This window comes from Paraburkholderia sp. RAU2J (assembly GCF_003634845.1).
GTDB lineage: Bacteria > Pseudomonadota > Gammaproteobacteria > Burkholderiales > Burkholderiaceae > Paraburkholderia > Paraburkholderia fynbosensis.
On the sequence record NZ_RBXG01000002.1, the window covers coordinates 965,885 to 982,052 of the forward strand.

Sequence of the window (16,168 nt, forward strand, 5' to 3'; positions counted from 1 at the left end):
ATTGAGCTAAAAAATTCTCTTTTAAGAGTAGTCGTATTTCCCAATCCGATTCTGTCGAAGACACTGACCACTTCGCTTTTGCCGGCCAAGTGGAAGCGCGCTGCATTCCTGAGTCATGGCGTGTTCAGGCTCATTGCTTAGGATGGCGTAAGAAAAATCTTGGCGAGTGAGTCTCGATAAAAAGATTGGGAGCCATGTTGAACAAGACATATCAAATCGTATGGAACAGAACCACCCGCACCTATGTCGCCGCCTCCGAGGTGGCCAGGCGGCGAGGCGCGTCCGGCGTCTCGGTGTGCCGGGCGCTGACGGCTGCCTGTGCCGGTCTGTTGGGCGCGCTGACGTTGTCGCAGGCGGCCCGCGCCGACGATTGCACGCCGCAGACGCAGAGTTGCATCAACCTCGCGCAGGCGTCGACGACGCAAGTGGCCAGCCCGGCCAGCCCGGCTGCCAATGACGCGGCGATGTCCCCGGAAACCGTTGCCGCGATCAGCAACGCCAGCGTGTTCGCCGGCACGCCGGCGGACGTGGGCGGGAGCGCAGCAAGTCAGCCGATCATGATGCTGGCGGCGGCGACCCCCACGCCGGTGACCGATTACATCTCCGTGAGCCCCAATGTCGTTCAGGGGAGCAGCACCAGCGCATCGAACGCGCTGAACGCGATGGCGATCGGTCCCGTGGCCGCGGCAACCGGCATCAATGCGCTGGCCGTCGGCGGGGGCTCGGCGGCCGGGAGCGACGGCTCGACCGCGGTAGGCTCCTCAGCGGGCGCGCTGTCGGTGAATTCGACGGTCGTCGGCGCGGGAGCGACGGTCGGCGCACTGTCGGACAACTCCATCGCGCTCGGCTACAACGCCCGTTCGAGCGGGCTCAACAGCGCGTCGATCGGCGGGCTCGCGAGCGCGACGTCGGCCGGCGCGGTGGCGATCGGCTATAACTCGTTCGTCCAGCAGACGGCGCCGAACGGGCTGGCCATGGGCTCCGGCGCCACGGCCACCGCGGCGGGTGCGGTGGCGTTGGGCGCCGGCTCGATGGCGGATCGGGCGAACGTGGTCTCGGTGGGCAACAGTACGCTGAACCGGCAGATCGGCTATCTCGCGGCCGGCACCCAAGCCACCGACGCGGTCAACGTCGGCCAGCTCGCCGGCGTGGCTGCAGCGCTCGGCGGCGGCGCGTCGATCGACTCGAACGGTGCGGTGCTCGCGCCGTCCTACACGCTGGGCGGCGCGACTTATCACGACGTTGGCGCGGCACTGGCCGCGGCCGCGTCGGACGGCGTGAGCGCGAGCGCCGACGCCTTGCGCTACGACACGGCGGCGCACGACATCGCGACGCTCGGCAATCGGGACACGGCCGTCAAGCTCACCCATATCGCGGACGGCACGCTCAGCGCCGACAGTTCCGATGCCGTGACCGGCGCGCAGTTGTATGGCGTCGATCAGGCGGTCACGCAAAATTCGACGGCCATTACCAACATCACCAACAACGTCAGCAATATCGCCGACGGCACCTTGGGCCTGCTCCGGCAGGATCCGGTCTCGCGCGATCTGAGCGTCGCGAAGGACACGGACGGCGTGCATGTCGACTTCACGGGCAAGAGCGGCCCGCGCGAGCTGCTCGGCGTCGCGGCGGGGACGACGGCGGGCTCCGCGGTCAATCTCGGGCAGCTCGGTCCGGTCGTCGAGTCGCTCGGAGGCGGCGCAACGGTCAATCCGGACGGCACGATCCAGAAGCCGGTCTACAGCATCGGTGGAACCACGTATGGCGACGTCGGCGCGGCGCTCGCGGCAGCCGTCGCGACAAGTGTGGGCGCGGGCGCCGATGCGCTCCAGTACGACTCGGCGGCGCATGACAAGGTCACGTTGGGCAACCTGCCCGTGCCGGTCCAGCTCACCAACGTGCGCGCAGCCAATCTCGCCGCCGATAGCGCGGACGCCGTCAACGGCGCGCAGCTGTTCAGCACGAATGAAGCCGTCGCGCAGAACACCGGCAGCATCACGAACCTCGACCAGCGCACCACGACGATCGAAGGGGATGTGAGCAACATCACGAACCAGATCACGAACGGCGAGATCGGTCTCGTCCAGCAGGATCAGGCGTCGCGCGACCTCAGCGTGGCCAAAGACACGGACGGCGCCCGCGTCGATTTCACCGGCACGGCCGGCGCGCGCGAACTGACCGGCATTGCGGCGGGCACGGCGGATTCGTCGGCGGTCAATCTCGGCCAGCTCAGACCGATGGTGGCCGCGTTGGGCGGCGGCGCGCAGATCAACGCGGACGGATCGGTGAGCGGCCCCACGTATCACGTGCAGGGCGGCACACAGGCCAACGTCGGCGACGCGCTCGGCTCGCTCGACAGCGGACTCGCCACGTTGCAGCAGAACATGGCGACGGGCGGCATCGGCATGGTCACGCAAGATGCGGCGACCCGCGTGATCAACGTCGGCGCGGCGACCGATGGTTCGCTGATCAACATGGCCGGCACGGCGGGCAACCGGGTCGTCACCGGCGTCGCGGCGGGTGCGGTCGGTCCGTCGAGCACCGATGCGGTCAACGGTGCGCAACTGTATTCGCAGGCGGCGAGCACGGCGGTGGCGCTCGGCGGCGGGGCGACGGCCAATCCGGACGGCACGATGACCGCGCCGTCATATAAGGTGGGCGGTACGGTCGTGAACAATGTCGGCAGCGCGCTGACCAATCTCGATGGCCGCGTGACGCAGAACAGCACGGATATCGCCGGTTTGCAGAGCACCCTCGTCAACCTCAACGGTGCGGTCGCGAATGCGGTTCAGTACGACAGCTCGGCCCACGACAAGCTCACGCTCGGCGGCACAGCCGCCAATGCGCCGAAGGTGCAGTTGACCAATCTGAAGGATGGCGAACTATCGGCCACCAGCAGCGACGCCGTGACCGGCGCGCAACTCTGGAGCACGAACCAGCAACTCGGCAGCCTCAATCAGGTCATCAACAATATTCAAACCACTGGCGACACGTACGTATCCGTCAACAGTTCCGGCAATGCGGCGCAGGCGATCGGCAATGGGTCAGTCGCGATCGGCGGCGGCGCGAAGGCATCGGCGCCAAACTCGGTGGCGATCGGCGAGGGCTCGGTGGCCGATCAGACGGGCACGGTGTCGGTGGGCTCGGCCGGCAACGAGCGCCGCATCACCAACGTCGCGGCGGGCCAGGCGCCTGCCGACGCCGTGAACATGCAGCAGTTCCAGGGCGGCATGAACGAGGTCGCGCGCAATGCGTATTCAGGCACCGCGTCGGCTATCGCGCTGACCATGGTTCCGGAGGTCGATGCAACGAAGAACCTCGCGCTGGGTGTCGCGACGGCTGGCTATAAGGGATATCAGGCGGTGGCGGTGGCCTTGTCCGCGCGCGTCACGTCGAATCTGAAGGTGAAAGTCGGCGCGGGCGTCAGTTCGGCTACAACGACAGTCGGCGCCGGCGCATCGTACCAGTGGTAAGGGGAGGACTTGCAGCGCGCCTCGGCGGCGCGTGTCGATATGCAGCGACGTGAATGGGCGCATGGCGGGGCGCCGCGATGCGCCCATTCACGCGCTTCGCTGGCACCCCGTCGCCTGAGCGGCCGGGGTGCCGCCAGGGTGCTACTTGAACAGCTTCATCGCCTGCGAGATCGTATTGACCACGCCCCATGCCAGCGGCAGCGTCACGTACAGCCAGAAGATGGCGAGTTTCGCCTTGCTGGTCTGAGGTACGGTTTGAGTGTGAGCGGTCGACATGCGGATCTCCTTAAGCGCCCTTGGCGAGTTGTGCGTCGGTCATGTGGTGCTTGTCGTCCACACGCTTGACCAGCAGGTTGCAGACAAAGCCGATCACCAGCAGCACGACCATGATATGAACGGTCATTGTGTAGGCATCGGCTTTCGCGACGCCATTCGCGACTTCATACGCGCGGATGTAGTTCACCAGCACCGGACCGGCAACGCCGGCGGCGGCCCACGCCGTCAGCAGGCGGCCGTGAATGCCGCCGACGAAGGCCGTGCCGAACATGTCCGCGAGGTACGCGGGCACCGTCGCGAAACCGCCGCCGTACATCGACAGGATCACGCAGTAGGCGAGCACGAACAGTGCGATCTGGCCGGAAGCCGCGAAACCCGGCACGAGGTAGTACAGCACCGCGCCGAGCACGAAGAAGATGAAGTAGGTGTTCTTGCGGCCGATCCAGTCCGATGCCGAGGCCCACACGAAACGGCCGCCCATGTTGAACAGCGACAAAAGGCCGACGAAGCCGGCTGCCGCAGCGGCCGTCACCGTGTTCTTGAAGCTTTCCTGGATCATCACCGAGGCCTGACCGAGAATGCCGATGCCCGCCGTCACGTTGAGGAACAGCACCAGCCAGATCAGATAGAACTGCGGCGTCTTCAATGCCTGGTCGATGTGCACGTGGTTGCGCGAAATCATCTTGTTCTGATTCGTCGCGGGCGGCGTCCAGCCGGCCGGTTTCCAGTCGGGGGCCGGCACGCGGATCGCGAGTGCGCCGATCGACATAGAGATGAAGTACGCGATGCCGAGCACGACGAAGGTCTCGGCCACGCCGACGCTGGTCGCGCTGCGGAAGTGGTTCATCAACGCCACCGACAGCGGCGCGGCGATCATCGCGCCGCCGCCGAAGCCCATGATCGCCATGCCGGTCGCCATGCCGCGGCGGTCCGGGAACCAGCGGATCAGCGTCGATACCGGCGACACATAACCGAGCCCGAGCCCGATTCCGCCGATCACGCCATAGCCGAGATACAACAGCGCGATCTGATGCAGGTACACGCCGAGTGCGGAGACGAGGAAGCCGCCGCCGAAGCAGCACGCGGCGGTAAACATCGTGCGGCGTGGGCCGACGTGTTCGAGCCATTTGCCGGCGAAGGCCGCCGACAAGCCGAGGAACACGATCGCCAGCGAAAAGATCCAGCCGAGCGCGGTCAGCGACCAGTCATCGGCGGCCGATTGCGTAATGCCGATGACTTTGGTCAGCGGGCCGTTGAACACGGAGAACGCATACGCCTGGCCGATACACAGATGCACGGCAAGGGCGGCGGGCGGAACCATCCAGCGCGAAAAACCCGGCTTCGCGATGGTGGCCTGTTTCGAAAAGAATGGGGCGGAGCCTGGCTGGCCGCCTGGCTCGGTAATGCTGCTCATCGTCGGTCTCCGGTGAGGAAAGCTTTGTTATCGGCGTTTCATGCACAATGCTTGAGGCGGCGCAGTGTAAAGGTTGCGGACTCTCGCGTCATCGATATATGCAATTTATTTTCATGTGACTCGGCCAAATTCATGAGGAATTTTGCTTTGCCGAACGATAGGGTGCGACGTTGGCCTTTGCAATATGAGGTGCCAAGACATAAGGCATTATCCTGGTGAATGCGACGGCAACCTGTTGATGCGCGGCAGGGTGCCGCGAAACGGTGGCTGCGGGCGCAAAAGCAAACGGGCCGGCGGTGGCAGCTGCGCCATGCCGGCCCGTTGTTTCCGGGCGATTACGGATTGCCGGCTGTCAGGCGACGCCGCGCCCCGTCTTCATTCTGGCCGCCACGAGCACGGAGATCAGGCAGCCGGTCGCCAGATACGCGGCCACCGGATGCCACGAGCCGCCAGCGAAGCTGACCAGCGCCACCGCGATGAACGGCGTGAAGCCGCCGCCGACCACGCTCGCCACCTGATACCCGACACCCGCGCCGCTATAGCGGTACTCGGTGCCGAACAGTTCGGTGAACATCGGTTGCTGCACGCTCACCACCATGTCGTGCGCAATGTTCGCGAGCATCACCGCGAAGACTACGATCCACACCGTCGAGCGCGCGTCGAGCGCGAGGAAGAACGGCACCGCGCTGAACATGCCGACCAGCGCGCCGATGATGTACACGCGGCGGCGGCCGAAGCGGTCCGCCAGCAACGCAAAGCACGGAATCGTCACGCAGCTCACCGCGCCGACCAACAGGCCGATCGTCAGGAAGAATTCGCGCGGCATGTGCAGATTCGCCGTCGAGTAGTTCAGTGCGAACGCCGTCACGATGTACATCGTGAACAGCTCGGCAAGACGCAGCGCGATGATCAGCAGGAACGCTTTCGGATGCCGCAGCAGCGCTTCGACGATCGGCAGCCGAGCGCGGCGCTCGCCGCGCTCACCCACTTTTTCGACGAACTCCTTCGACTCTTCCATGCTCGAGCGGATCCACAGCGCGATCAGCACGAGCACCACGCTGAAGAGAAACGGCAAACGCCAGCCCCAGCTCAGGAACGACGCGTTGTCCATCGAACGGCTGATCAGCGCCACGAGGCCGGTCGACAGCACGAGGCCCACGCCATAGCCGACCCGCACGCCGCTGCTGTAGAACGCCTTCTTCTTTTCCGGCGCGCTTTCGACTGCCATCAACGCCGCGCCGCCCCATTCGCCGCCGACCGCGAAGCCCTGAATCGCGCGCAAGCTCACGAGCAGCACGGGCGCCCACCAGCCGATCACCGAAAAGGCCGGCAGCAGCCCGATTGCCGCGGTCGACAGACCCATCATCATCACCGGGAGGACCAGCATGCGCTTGCGGCCGAGGCGGTCGCCGTAGTGGCCGAACACGAAGCCGCCGAGCGGACGGAACAGGAAGCCGACGCCGAAGGTCGCGAACGTCGCGAGCGTGCCCATCGCCGGGCTGACTTTTGGGAAGAATTCGGCGTTGAACACCAGCGCCGCGACGATGCCGTACAGCAGAAAGTCGTACCAGTCGACCACGGCGCCGACGAAACTGCCGAGCGCCGCCTTGCGCGCCTGGGTGCGTGCTAGCTGGTGGTCGGCCATCGCGGCTGTCGGGAGGGTGGTGCTCATTGTCGTTGTCTCCTTGAAATGCTCGGGTTGCTGGGTGCGATCGGGCGGGGGCGGCACGGCCGCCGCCGATCCGCTCAGAATGTCCGGAAGGTTAATGATGCGAAGCGGATCTCACAATCCGCGCAGGGGGTGAAACTGCGCGTTTACACCGAGCGTTGGCGCAGGATCGTGCCTGGATCGAAGCGGCCAGCCGGCAAACCGGCCAGGTTGGCGCGTGCTAACGTGAGGAATACGAGCGTTACGTGAAAACAACATATCCTGATATACTACATACCGAATATTGAAAAATGCGGCGATGCAGCATATGATTGAGTCATTCGTTCACTCAATCGTTTGGAGTTACAAATGGAATTTGTCTCTCTTCTGCTGCTCGCCCTTGCTGTTGTGGGTTTGGGCGCCTCCGCCACCGTTCTGTTGACCGACTGGATTCCGCAATCGGTCGCGCAGCTTGCATCGCAACATGGCCGGTTCATCGGCTTGGGCGAGCAACCACGCGAGGCGACGTCGTATCGCGCGCATGTTCAATCCGAGGCGATGAATGTCGTCAGAACTTCGAACTGAAACAGTGGCAACACCGCTGACCTTGTCGTTGCAGCCGATTGGCGCGAGCGCGAGCTTGCGTGATCAGGCGTACGCGATGCTGCGCCAGGCGATCGCCGACGCGGATATATACCAGAATCGCGAAGAAATCCGCCTCGACGAACGCGTGCTGAGCGAATCGCTCGGCGTGAGCCGCACGCCGGTGCGCGAAGCGATGACACTACTCGAGCAGGAAGGCTTTCTGCGCATGGTGCCGCGGCGCGGTATTTATATCGTGCGCAAGAGCAAGCGCGAAATCGTCGAGATGATCCAGATGTGGGCGGCGCTCGAAAGCATGGCGGCGCGACTTGCCACGCTGCACGCCACGGACAAGGAAATCGCCCGTTTGCGTCATATGTTCGACAATTTCCGCGACGCGACGCCGGCCGAGCATATCGCCGAGTATTCCGACGCCAACATCGCGTTTCACCAGGCGATCGTCGAGTTGTCGAAGTCGCAGATCATTCTGGACACAATCAAGAACATCTTCATCCACGTGCGGGCGATCCGTCGCATGACGATTTCGCAGAGCGACCGCGCGTCGCGCTCGATCGTCGATCATCTGCGGATCATCGAGGCGCTGGAACAACGCGATACCGAGCTGGCCGAGCGGCTCGTGCGTCAGCACTCGCTGGATCTCGCGGCGTTCGTCGAGGCGAATTGCGATTTTCTGGATTGATGGCGTGAGCGGTTGACCGGCGTTGTCGACGACAAGGCCTGCGGTGTGCAAACACCGCAGGCCTTTTTTGTTTGTGCACTGCTCGGGGCACAGGGATAACCCATGGTTGACGGCGTAAGAAATATGGTATGTGATATATCAACATTTCGAGTCAGCAATGTGTCGAGTCAGTATTTTCCCGAGCGGTGCCAGACGCTGCTACCGCCTTTTCGCTGCAAAGCCTTGACCAGCAAGCCGCTACAGCAAGTGTTCCGACGCACACGCATCTCGAAATTGGCCTTGATCGAATGTGATATATCACATACCGTATGTGACAGGGCGCAGACGGCCTAAGCGCTAGAGCAAAGACACAGGAGACCACCATGTCTGCAGGTGTTTCATCGCTGAACCCGACGATGGGCAGCACGACGACCGACGACACGCTCAGGCAGAAGACGCGCAGTGCTGGTGTCATCGCGGGCGGACACCGGTTCGCCGACATGCGCGGCGGCCAAGGCGAGAAAGTGCGCGATCCCGCGCAGATCGCCGGCGCGTGGCAGCGCGCTCGCGAAGCGAATCATCGTACCGGCCGTTCGGCGGTCGTCAATGTCTGGGTCGCCCCGCGCGAGTACGCGCCGGGCACGAAGAACCAGACCATGTACAAGTAAATCGCAAGGCCTTCTGGAGACATGACATGGGCAAAGCACTCGACGGTGTACGCATTCTCGATTTCACGCATGTGCAATCGGGACCGACCTGCACGCAATTGCTGGCATGGTTCGGCGCGGATGTGATCAAGGTGGAGCGGGCCGGCGCAGGCGACATCACGCGCGAGCAGTTGCGCGATATTCCCGACGTGGACAGCCTGTATTTCACGATGCTCAATCACAACAAGCGTTCGGTCACGATCGATACGAAGAACCCTGAAGGCAAACTGGTGCTCGAAGCGCTGATCCAGAAATGCGACGTGCTGGTCGAGAACTTCGCGCCGGGCGCGCTGGATCGCATGGGCTTCACGTGGGAGCGGATCCAGGAACTGAATCCGCGCATGATCGTCGCGTCGGTAAAGGGCTTCGGTCCTGGACCGTATGAGGACTGCAAGGTCTACGAGAACGTCGCGCAGTGTGCGGGCGGTGCGGCGTCGACCACCGGCTTCGACGACGGGCCGCCGGTCGTGACCGGCGCGCAGATCGGCGACAGCGGTACGGGTTTGCATCTGGCGCTCGGTATCGTCACGGCGTTGTATCAGCGCACTCAAACCGGTCGCGGTCAGCGCGTGCTCGCCGCGATGCAGGACGGTGTACTCAACCTGTGCCGCGTGAAGCTGCGCGATCAGCAGCGGCTCGATCGCACCGGCGTCATGAAAGAGTATCCGCAATATCCGAACGGGTCGTTCGGGGAAGCGGTGCCGCGTGCGGGCAATGCGTCGGGTGGCGGTCAGCCGGGCTGGATTCTGAAGTGCAAGGGCTGGGAAACGGACCCGAATGCGTACATCTACTTCATCACGCAAGCGCCGGTGTGGGCGAAGATCTGCAACGTGATCGGCAAGGAAGAGTGGGCGACCCATCCGGACTATGCGACGCCTGCGGCGCGTCTGCCGCACCTGAAAGAGATCTTTGCCGAGATCGAGCGCTGGACCATGACCAAGACGAAATTCGAGGCCATGCAGATCCTCAACGAATACGACATCCCGTGCGGGCCGATCCTGTCGATGAAGGAAATCGCCGAGGAGCCGTCGTTGCGCAAAACCGGCACGATTGTCGAAGTGGATCATCCGACGCGCGGCAAGTATCTGACCGTTGGCAATCCTATCAAGCTGTCCGACAGTCCGACCGAGGTCAAACGTTCGCCACTGCTGGGCGAACATACCGACGAGGTGATGGCCGAACTCGGCTATTCGCCGGAGCAGATCAGCGCGTTGCGCACGGCCGGCGCGATCTGAAGGCGCGGGAGTCGAAGTCAGTCAACCCAGGCTTGTCCCGGAACGCTCAAGGAGCGAGGTATGGATACGTGGATGCGGTTCATGTCGAACGACGGCGGCATCGTGTTCGGCCGTGTCGAAGGTGGTTATCTGCACGAGTACGAAAGTCTCGAGCAACCGGTGCCGACCGGCGCGGTATTGTCAACGCGCGCGCTGACGCCGCTCGCGCCGTGCGCGCCCGGCAAGGTCATCGCGCTATGGAACAACTTTCACGCGCTGGCGGCGAAGCTCGACAAACCCGTGCCCACGCATCCGCTTTTTCTGCTGAAACCGGCGGCTTCGGTGATCGGGGCGGGTGAGCCGATCCGGCGGCCCCTAAGTTACGCCGGCAAGATCGCCTACGAAGGCGAGCTGGGCATCGTGATCGGCCGGCGTTGCCGCGACGCCAGTGTGGAGGAGGCCGCCGACGCAATCTTCGGCTACACGCTCGTCAATGACGTGACCGCAGCGGATCTGCTGAACGAGAATCCGCATTTTCCGCAATGGTGCCGCGCGAAAGGCTTCGATACGTTCTGTTGTATCGGGCCGGCGATCGTCTCCGGATTCGCGTGGCAGCAGGCGCATCTCGTGACGAAACTCGACGACGTCGAACGGCAGAACTATCCGCTTGCCGATATGGTTTTCTCGCCCGAGCAGCAGGTGAGTCTGATCTCGCAGGATCTCACGCTCGAACCCGGCGATGTGATCGCGTGCGGTACGTCAGTCGGCGTCGGATCGATCAAGGATGGCGCGACCGTGTCGATTACGATCGACGGAATCGGCACGCTCAGCAATACGTTGAGCGCCGCGCATGCGGAGCGGGTCGCACCGGTACCGCCGGACGTTGCGGCGGGCGTGGTTTGACGGTGAGCTGAATCATCGGTCCAGCGTTTTTGCATCGCAACTCGAAGGAGTACGCATGCTGCAGGCGTCTGACAGTACCGCATGGATGAGCGTGTGCTTCTCGCTGGCCGCCGCTCTTGGTGCGGCGCTGATCTCTGTGTTGACGGTTGCGCTTGCCGCGGTCGGGCAACGACAGCTCGAAATGCGGGCGACGCGCCGGCCATATTGGCATGCGGCCGCGTTGGCAGCCGTGTTCACAGGACTGTTCGCTGCGGGAATGGGAGCGAGCGGCGCGGTGGTCGACGCCGCGCTGCTGGGCGCCGTGCTCGGAGCGTGGCTCGTACGCGGTTGCGATCTGACGCGACGGCCGCGTCTCGTCGCGCTCCTGGGCAGCGGTATGGGACTCGCTGTCATGTCGGGCGGCATCGTGCGCTATTTATCGACGGATGCGCGGGAAAGCGCCGAGCGTATCGAACTCTATGCAGCAGTATTCATGGGCGCACTGATCTTCGCGACTTCCGCGATTGCGTTCTGCAAATTACGCGGCGCATTGCAGTTGAGTACGATCGCGCGTCCGGGCCACCGCATCGTCAATCTGATCGCGATGGTCCTTTGCGGATGGCTCGGTTACGGGTTCGCGACCGAGCAGGCGCAGCCGTTCGGACTCGCTGCGCTGCTTGAAATGAGCGCGCTGGCGTGCGCCATGGGCGCGCATCTGATGATCAGCCGCGAGATCAGCCGCGAGTATTGCGCCGGCCACGGCGCAGGGCGCGCGGTGCACGCGCACGCTTTCGCCGCACGTTGCGACGGTGTGGACACGGGCAAGGGAGGGCTGCTCGCGCGCATCGAGTGGCATGGCGGAGAAGAACAGGCGTGGGCACTGCGTGACATGGCGCCGGGCACGATCCGTACGGCGGCGTATCGGCGCCGCGCAAGCCGGCATCACAGCGGGCGCGCGAACAGACGTCAACGCGAGTGCATTCGCCATCGTCCGAGTCATTTCACGGCACGCCATTGAAGATGAGCCACTGCATGAATGCGCGAACTCATCGAATCGCAGACGCGGTGCACGGCGGGACCATGATCCCGCCTGCGTCTTCAAGCGCTGGCGGCCGCGAACTCGCTGTAGTACCGGTCCTTCTTGTGCAGGATCATTTGCGCGAGAAAGTCGGCATCGTAGGCGCGGTGAAGATGACCGTGATAGCGCTCGATGTACGCAGTGATGCGCGCCGCTTCGCCGTTGAATTCCCTCAGCAGATCGAGCGTCGCATGATCCCAGCGGAATCGCAGACCGAGGTCGCTGAACGCGGCGTTGTATGCGCTCAGATGGGCGTCGTCAGAAGCGTCCGTGGAAAGACGGACGGCGCGCGTGCTGCTGGTATGAGACTCAACCGGAGCGTGGTTCATGATCGGCCTCCTGGGCTGACAAGTGAGAGAGCTCGCTTGCAGCATAGAAGTACCGGTCAATTTGAAATAGTTAAAGTTTTATTGGGTGTCCATAGCCTACTGCTTATACACGCTCAATTCCTTGACGCGCGTGATCTTCTCGATCAGGTTCGCGCCTTCCTCCATCAGGAAGCGTTTGAAGGCGACGGCCACCGGCGGCAGGCGCTTGTTCTTCCGGTGCACGACGTACCAGTTGAGCATGACCGGAAAGCTTTCGACATCGAGCACGACCAGATGACCGAGTTGCAATTCGAGGCTGATCGTATGCGCGGAGAGGAACGCGATGCCCATGCCGGCGATCACTGCCTGCTTGATCGTCTCGGTGCTCTTGATCTCCATGGCAATCTTCAGATTGGAGAGGCGTCCCGCAAAACCTTCCTCCATCGAATTCCACGTGTCCGAACCGCGCTCGCGCACGATGAAGGCTTCGTTCGCGAGCTGACTCATCCGGATGTTGCGTTTGTTCGCGAGCGGATGGGTGGGCGCCGCCACGATGACATAGGGGTGCGGTGCAAACGGCTCGTTGGTCGCGTCGGTCTCGTGCGGCGGGCGCACCATGACGGCGAGATCGGTCTGGTTGGTCGCGAGTTGATGCAGCAGTTCTTGGCGATTGTGCACCGCCAGATTGAGAACGACGCCGGAATAGCGGCGTGTGAATTCGGCGAGCACGCGCGGAAAGAAGTAGTCGCCCGCGCTAATCACCGCGACATTCAGCTTGCCGCCGGAGACGCCTTTGAGCTGGGACATCGCTTCGTCGACTTCGTGAAACTGCTGGATGATCGCGCGGCTGTAGTGAAGCATTTCGGTGCCGGCCGGCGTCAGATAGATCTTTTTACCGAGCTGTTCGAACAACGGCAGTCCCGCATGTTCTTCGAGCTGCCGGACCTGGGTGGAGACGGCGGGTTGCGTCAGATGCAATTCCTCCGCGGCGCGCGAGAAGCTCAGGTGGCGCGCCACTGTTTCGAAGACCTTCAATTGCCGTAGAGTCGCATTGCGCATCGTCATGGCCGATGTATAAGCAAATGTGAATCAACATAATAACAAACTTTAATTATTAGTAATTCAGCAATGACCCTAGCATCACTCTGTATAAGAAAGCGAAATTGTCGCCGCAGCGTTCGGGTTAACGCTTGGATGTCAGGCGTGGCGGACGAAGCAGCCGGTCAATGCCTGCGGTTGGCGGTTAATTGATCGGAATAAAGAAGTTTCGAAAAATGCGACGAATCAAATCGGGTGTTTTTAAAGAAGTAGATTAGTGAGGCAAATATTAAATCTCCCCGAAAAGCAAGGCCTTTCGGGTTCTAACCATAAGGTGGGACGCATACAGCGAGGCGCGTCCTCCGAAGGCACTGTCCTTCGGGGCGTCGGCCCGCTGCACCAGACAAATAGCGGAGACAAGGCTCATGGACAATATCACCGAGGAAACAACGACCCGCAGGTTTTTAGGGAATCGTTGGTGGCAGCTCGTGATCGGCATCGCATGCATGGCGCTGGTGGCTAATCTGCAATACGCATGGACGTTGTTCGTCGCGCCGATGAACGCCAGGCATCATTGGGGCGAAGCGTCCATTCAGCTTGCCTTCACGATTTTCATTTTGACCGAAACGTGGCTCGTGCCGCTCGAAGGTTTGCTGGTCGACAAATTCGGGCCACGGCCGGTGGTCGCGGTGGGTGCCCTATGCGCGGGCTTGTCGTGGGTCATGAATTCGTATGCGACGACATTGGGCGTTCTGTACGCTTCCGCGGTGATTGGCGGCATCGGCGCGGGCGGCGTGTACGGCACGTGTGTCGGCAATGCGCTGAAATGGTTTCCCGACCGACGTGGTCTCGCAGCGGGTCTGACGGCAGCGGGCTTCGGCGCGGGCGCGGCGATTACGGTGATTCCGATTGCCAACATGATTACGCGCTCGGGTTTCGAGCACACGTTCTTCTTCTTCGGCATTTTGCAAGGCGTCAGCATTTTCTTGCTCGCGATGCTGTTGGTCCGGCCGGTGCTGCGTCAGCAAGGGATGCGCAAGAGCAGGTTCGCCGTGTCGAAGGCCGACTTCACGTCGCGCCAGATGATCAAGACGCCGGTGTTCTGGGTGATCTATGTGTCGTTCGTGGCGGTTGCCGCAGGCGGGCTGATGGCGACGGCGCAAATCGGCCCGATTGCGAGAGACTGGGGGCTCGCCCGCATTCCCATGTCGTTCCTCGGACTGACGTTGCCGCTGCTCACCGCCACGCTTTCGATCGACAACATCCTCAATGGCTTGACACGTCCGTTGTGCGGTTTCATCTCCGACAAGATCGGCCGCGAAAATACGATGTTCGTGATCTTCATCGGCGAGGGCCTCGCGCTGCTCGGCTTGATGCGCTTCGGCACCAATCCGTATGCGTTCATGGTTTTCGCCGGACTGATCTTCCTGTTCTGGGGTGAAATCTTCTCGATCTTTCCGGCAATCTGCGCCGATACTTTCGGCAGCAAGTACGCGACGGCGAATGCGGGTACCCTGTACACCGCGAAGGGCACGGCGTCTTTGCTCGTGCCGATCGCATCGATACTGGCGGCAGCGGGCGGCTGGAATCTCGTCTTTATCGTTTCCGCGGTCATTACGATCGCGGCGGGCATCTCGGCGAAATTCATCCTTGCACCGATGCGCTCGCGCTGGATCGAGTCGCACGACGAGCCTCAAGGCGAGCTGGCGGTCGCGGGCAACGGCAATGCTTCGCGTCTGAGCCACTGGCCCGAACAGAGCGGGGAATAGCATGAACTGCCCGCACCCGGCGCAGACGTCATGAACGTTTCGTTGCAGCAGCTCAAGGTGTTCGTTGCCGTCGCGCGTGAGCGGAGTTTCACGCGCGCGGCGCGCGAGTTCGATCTGACGCAATCGGCGGTGAGCCGCTGTGTGCGTGAGCTTGAAGATGCCGTTGAATTGAAACTGTTCGATCGCACCACACGCCAGGTTGAACTGACCAATGCGGGCGCGAGTCTCGAACGTCGGATTGGCCGGCTGCTCGACGAGATCGATCTGACCTTGCTCGAAGAGCGCGCCGCGTACGACGGACACACCGGTGTCGTGGTGCTGGCAAGCAATCCGGTGTTGTCGTCGAGTTGCGTCGCGCAGGCGCTTGCACGTTGCGCATCGGCGTTCCCCGAGTTGATCGTATCCGTCAGGGATCAGGCGCAAAGTGCTGTGCTCGCGAGTGTGGAGCAAGGCGAAGTGGACTTCGGCCTCGTGTCGTTGGCCCAGCCGTTCGACAATGAATTGCTGCATGCGCAGGCGATCTTCAGGACGCCGCTGCATGCGGTGATTCCTCCCACTCATCCATTGGCCCGGCATGACAGCGTTGCATGGCGCGCATTGCAGCAGTGCTCGCTCATCACGCTGAATGCGGACACGGGCGTGCGCGCGGCGCTTGAACGCGCCTTCAGCGCGCATGAATTGAAGGGGCGCCCGCTGCAGGAACTCGGCCATGTGGCGGCCGTGTCGCGCATGGTCGAACTGGGCCTCGGCGTCGGCGTGTTGCCTGTCGACGCCCATTGGCCGGCGCCGACGGTATCGCTGGTGAGCCGGCCCCTGGTGCCCGAGGTGAGCGTGACTACCTTCCTGGTGCATCGCCGGAACCGCTCTTTACGACCTAATGCCGCGGCGGCTTGGACGCGGTTCGCCGCGCTGGAGTCTATCGACGCACACGGCGGCGCGGCATCATCATCCGCTTCGCAAGCGGTCGCAGGGCCGGTGTCTGCGCCGCGCCGCGCCGTTTTGCACGAGCCCTAGCGTCACAGTCGCGATCGCCGGCATTTCTTCCCCAACGATCCGGCAGCGATCAGCCGCACGACACTATCCATTCAAGGAGCTTCATG

Annotated in this window: 13 protein-coding genes and 1 pseudogene; 9 read left to right on the forward strand and 5 right to left on the reverse strand. The window is 62.8% G+C overall.

What is annotated here, in order from left to right:
• The first annotated feature begins 194 nt into the window (after positions 1-194).
• Positions 195-3,473 (forward strand): YadA-like family protein, encoded by a 3,279-nt coding sequence (locus tag B0G69_RS21810; RefSeq protein WP_121320921.1) that lies wholly within the window; start codon positions 195-197, stop codon positions 3,471-3,473.
• Positions 3,474-3,614: 141 nt separating this feature from the next.
• On the opposite strand, the gene B0G69_RS21815 is transcribed toward B0G69_RS21810, so the two are convergent.
• From B0G69_RS21815 to shiA, 3 genes are all read right to left on the reverse strand, one after another.
• Positions 3,615-3,749: an oxalate:formate antiporter gene (locus tag B0G69_RS21815; RefSeq protein ID WP_121320923.1), complete on the reverse strand. Its 135-nt coding sequence runs from the start codon at positions 3,747-3,749 to the stop codon at positions 3,615-3,617.
• A gap of 10 nt (positions 3,750-3,759) precedes the next feature.
• A complete protein-coding gene (locus B0G69_RS21820) occupies positions 3,760-5,163 on the reverse strand; it encodes an OFA family MFS transporter (protein WP_121320925.1) in 1,404 nt (467 codons plus the stop codon).
• A gap of 352 nt (positions 5,164-5,515) precedes the next feature.
• Positions 5,516-6,835 (reverse strand): shikimate transporter, encoded by a 1,320-nt coding sequence (gene shiA / locus B0G69_RS21825; protein WP_121320927.1) that lies wholly within the window; start codon positions 6,833-6,835, stop codon positions 5,516-5,518.
• A gap of 345 nt (positions 6,836-7,180) precedes the next feature.
• Here shiA and B0G69_RS21830 point away from each other — a divergent pair, with 345 nt between their 5' ends.
• From B0G69_RS21830 to B0G69_RS21855, 6 genes and pseudogenes are all read left to right on the forward strand, one after another.
• Positions 7,181-7,396 (forward strand): hypothetical protein, encoded by a 216-nt coding sequence (locus tag B0G69_RS21830; protein WP_121320929.1) that lies wholly within the window; start codon positions 7,181-7,183, stop codon positions 7,394-7,396.
• Entirely contained in the window at positions 7,374-8,093 is a 720-nt protein-coding gene (locus B0G69_RS21835; protein ID WP_121320931.1) for a GntR family transcriptional regulator, read from the forward strand. Before B0G69_RS21830 ends, B0G69_RS21835 begins: the two co-directional genes overlap by 23 nt.
• A gap of 467 nt (positions 8,094-8,560) precedes the next feature.
• Positions 8,561-8,740, forward strand: a pseudogene (locus tag B0G69_RS21840) (thiamine pyrophosphate-binding protein); the annotation flags it as partial.
• Positions 8,741-8,766: 26 nt separating this feature from the next.
• On the forward strand, positions 8,767-10,014 hold the full coding sequence (frc, locus tag B0G69_RS21845; protein ID WP_121320933.1) for a formyl-CoA transferase: 1,248 nt from the start codon (positions 8,767-8,769) through the stop codon (positions 10,012-10,014).
• Between the two features lie 60 nt (positions 10,015-10,074).
• On the forward strand, positions 10,075-10,896 hold the full coding sequence (locus B0G69_RS21850) for a fumarylacetoacetate hydrolase family protein (RefSeq protein WP_121320935.1): 822 nt from the start codon (positions 10,075-10,077) through the stop codon (positions 10,894-10,896).
• Positions 10,897-10,951: 55 nt separating this feature from the next.
• Positions 10,952-11,893, forward strand: coding sequence for an NAD(P)(+) transhydrogenase (Re/Si-specific) subunit beta (locus B0G69_RS21855; RefSeq protein WP_121320937.1), 942 nt, complete (start codon positions 10,952-10,954; stop codon positions 11,891-11,893).
• An 80-nt stretch (positions 11,894-11,973) separates the two neighbouring features.
• Here B0G69_RS21855 and B0G69_RS21860 read toward each other — a convergent pair whose 3' ends face one another.
• Together B0G69_RS21860 and B0G69_RS21865 are read right to left on the reverse strand one after the other, a co-directional pair.
• Positions 11,974-12,282 carry a hypothetical protein gene (locus tag B0G69_RS21860; protein ID WP_121320939.1) on the reverse strand — a complete coding sequence of 103 codons (309 nt, stop codon included), beginning with the start codon at positions 12,280-12,282 and terminating at the stop codon, positions 11,974-11,976.
• Positions 12,283-12,378: 96 nt separating this feature from the next.
• Entirely contained in the window at positions 12,379-13,326 is a 948-nt protein-coding gene (locus B0G69_RS21865) for a LysR family transcriptional regulator (RefSeq protein WP_121320941.1), read from the reverse strand.
• 398 nt (positions 13,327-13,724) lie between these two features.
• Here B0G69_RS21865 and oxlT point away from each other — a divergent pair, with 398 nt between their 5' ends.
• Together oxlT and B0G69_RS21875 are read left to right on the forward strand one after the other, a co-directional pair.
• Positions 13,725-15,068: an oxalate/formate MFS antiporter gene (gene oxlT / locus B0G69_RS21870; RefSeq protein ID WP_121320942.1), complete on the forward strand. Its 1,344-nt coding sequence runs from the start codon at positions 13,725-13,727 to the stop codon at positions 15,066-15,068.
• 30 nt (positions 15,069-15,098) lie between these two features.
• On the forward strand, positions 15,099-16,082 hold the full coding sequence (locus B0G69_RS21875) for a LysR family transcriptional regulator (RefSeq protein ID WP_121320944.1): 984 nt from the start codon (positions 15,099-15,101) through the stop codon (positions 16,080-16,082).
• The last annotated feature ends 86 nt before the right edge of the window (positions 16,083-16,168 follow it).

Bases quoted from the DNA above. Each gene is read 5' to 3' on its own strand.
- frc (WP_121320933.1), top strand. From the start codon at position 8,767: ATGGGCAAAGCACTCGACGGTGTACGCATTCTCGATTTCACGCATGTG.
- B0G69_RS21855 (WP_121320937.1), top strand. From the start codon at position 10,952: ATGCTGCAGGCGTCTGACAGTACCGCATGGATGAGCGTGTGCTTCTCG.
- B0G69_RS21850 (WP_121320935.1), top strand. From the start codon at position 10,075: ATGGATACGTGGATGCGGTTCATGTCGAACGACGGCGGCATCGTGTTC.
- B0G69_RS21820 (WP_121320925.1), bottom strand. From the start codon at position 5,163: ATGAGCAGCATTACCGAGCCAGGCGGCCAGCCAGGCTCCGCCCCATTC.
- B0G69_RS21835 (WP_121320931.1), top strand. From the start codon at position 7,374: ATGTCGTCAGAACTTCGAACTGAAACAGTGGCAACACCGCTGACCTTG.
- B0G69_RS21865 (WP_121320941.1), bottom strand. From the start codon at position 13,326: ATGACGATGCGCAATGCGACTCTACGGCAATTGAAGGTCTTCGAAACA.
- shiA (WP_121320927.1), bottom strand. From the start codon at position 6,835: ATGAGCACCACCCTCCCGACAGCCGCGATGGCCGACCACCAGCTAGCA.
- B0G69_RS21830 (WP_121320929.1), top strand. From the start codon at position 7,181: ATGGAATTTGTCTCTCTTCTGCTGCTCGCCCTTGCTGTTGTGGGTTTG.
- oxlT (WP_121320942.1), top strand. From the start codon at position 13,725: ATGGACAATATCACCGAGGAAACAACGACCCGCAGGTTTTTAGGGAAT.
- B0G69_RS21815 (WP_121320923.1), bottom strand. From the start codon at position 3,749: ATGTCGACCGCTCACACTCAAACCGTACCTCAGACCAGCAAGGCGAAA.
- B0G69_RS21860 (WP_121320939.1), bottom strand. From the start codon at position 12,282: ATGAACCACGCTCCGGTTGAGTCTCATACCAGCAGCACGCGCGCCGTC.
- B0G69_RS21875 (WP_121320944.1), top strand. From the start codon at position 15,099: ATGAACGTTTCGTTGCAGCAGCTCAAGGTGTTCGTTGCCGTCGCGCGT.
- B0G69_RS21810 (WP_121320921.1), top strand. From the start codon at position 195: ATGTTGAACAAGACATATCAAATCGTATGGAACAGAACCACCCGCACC.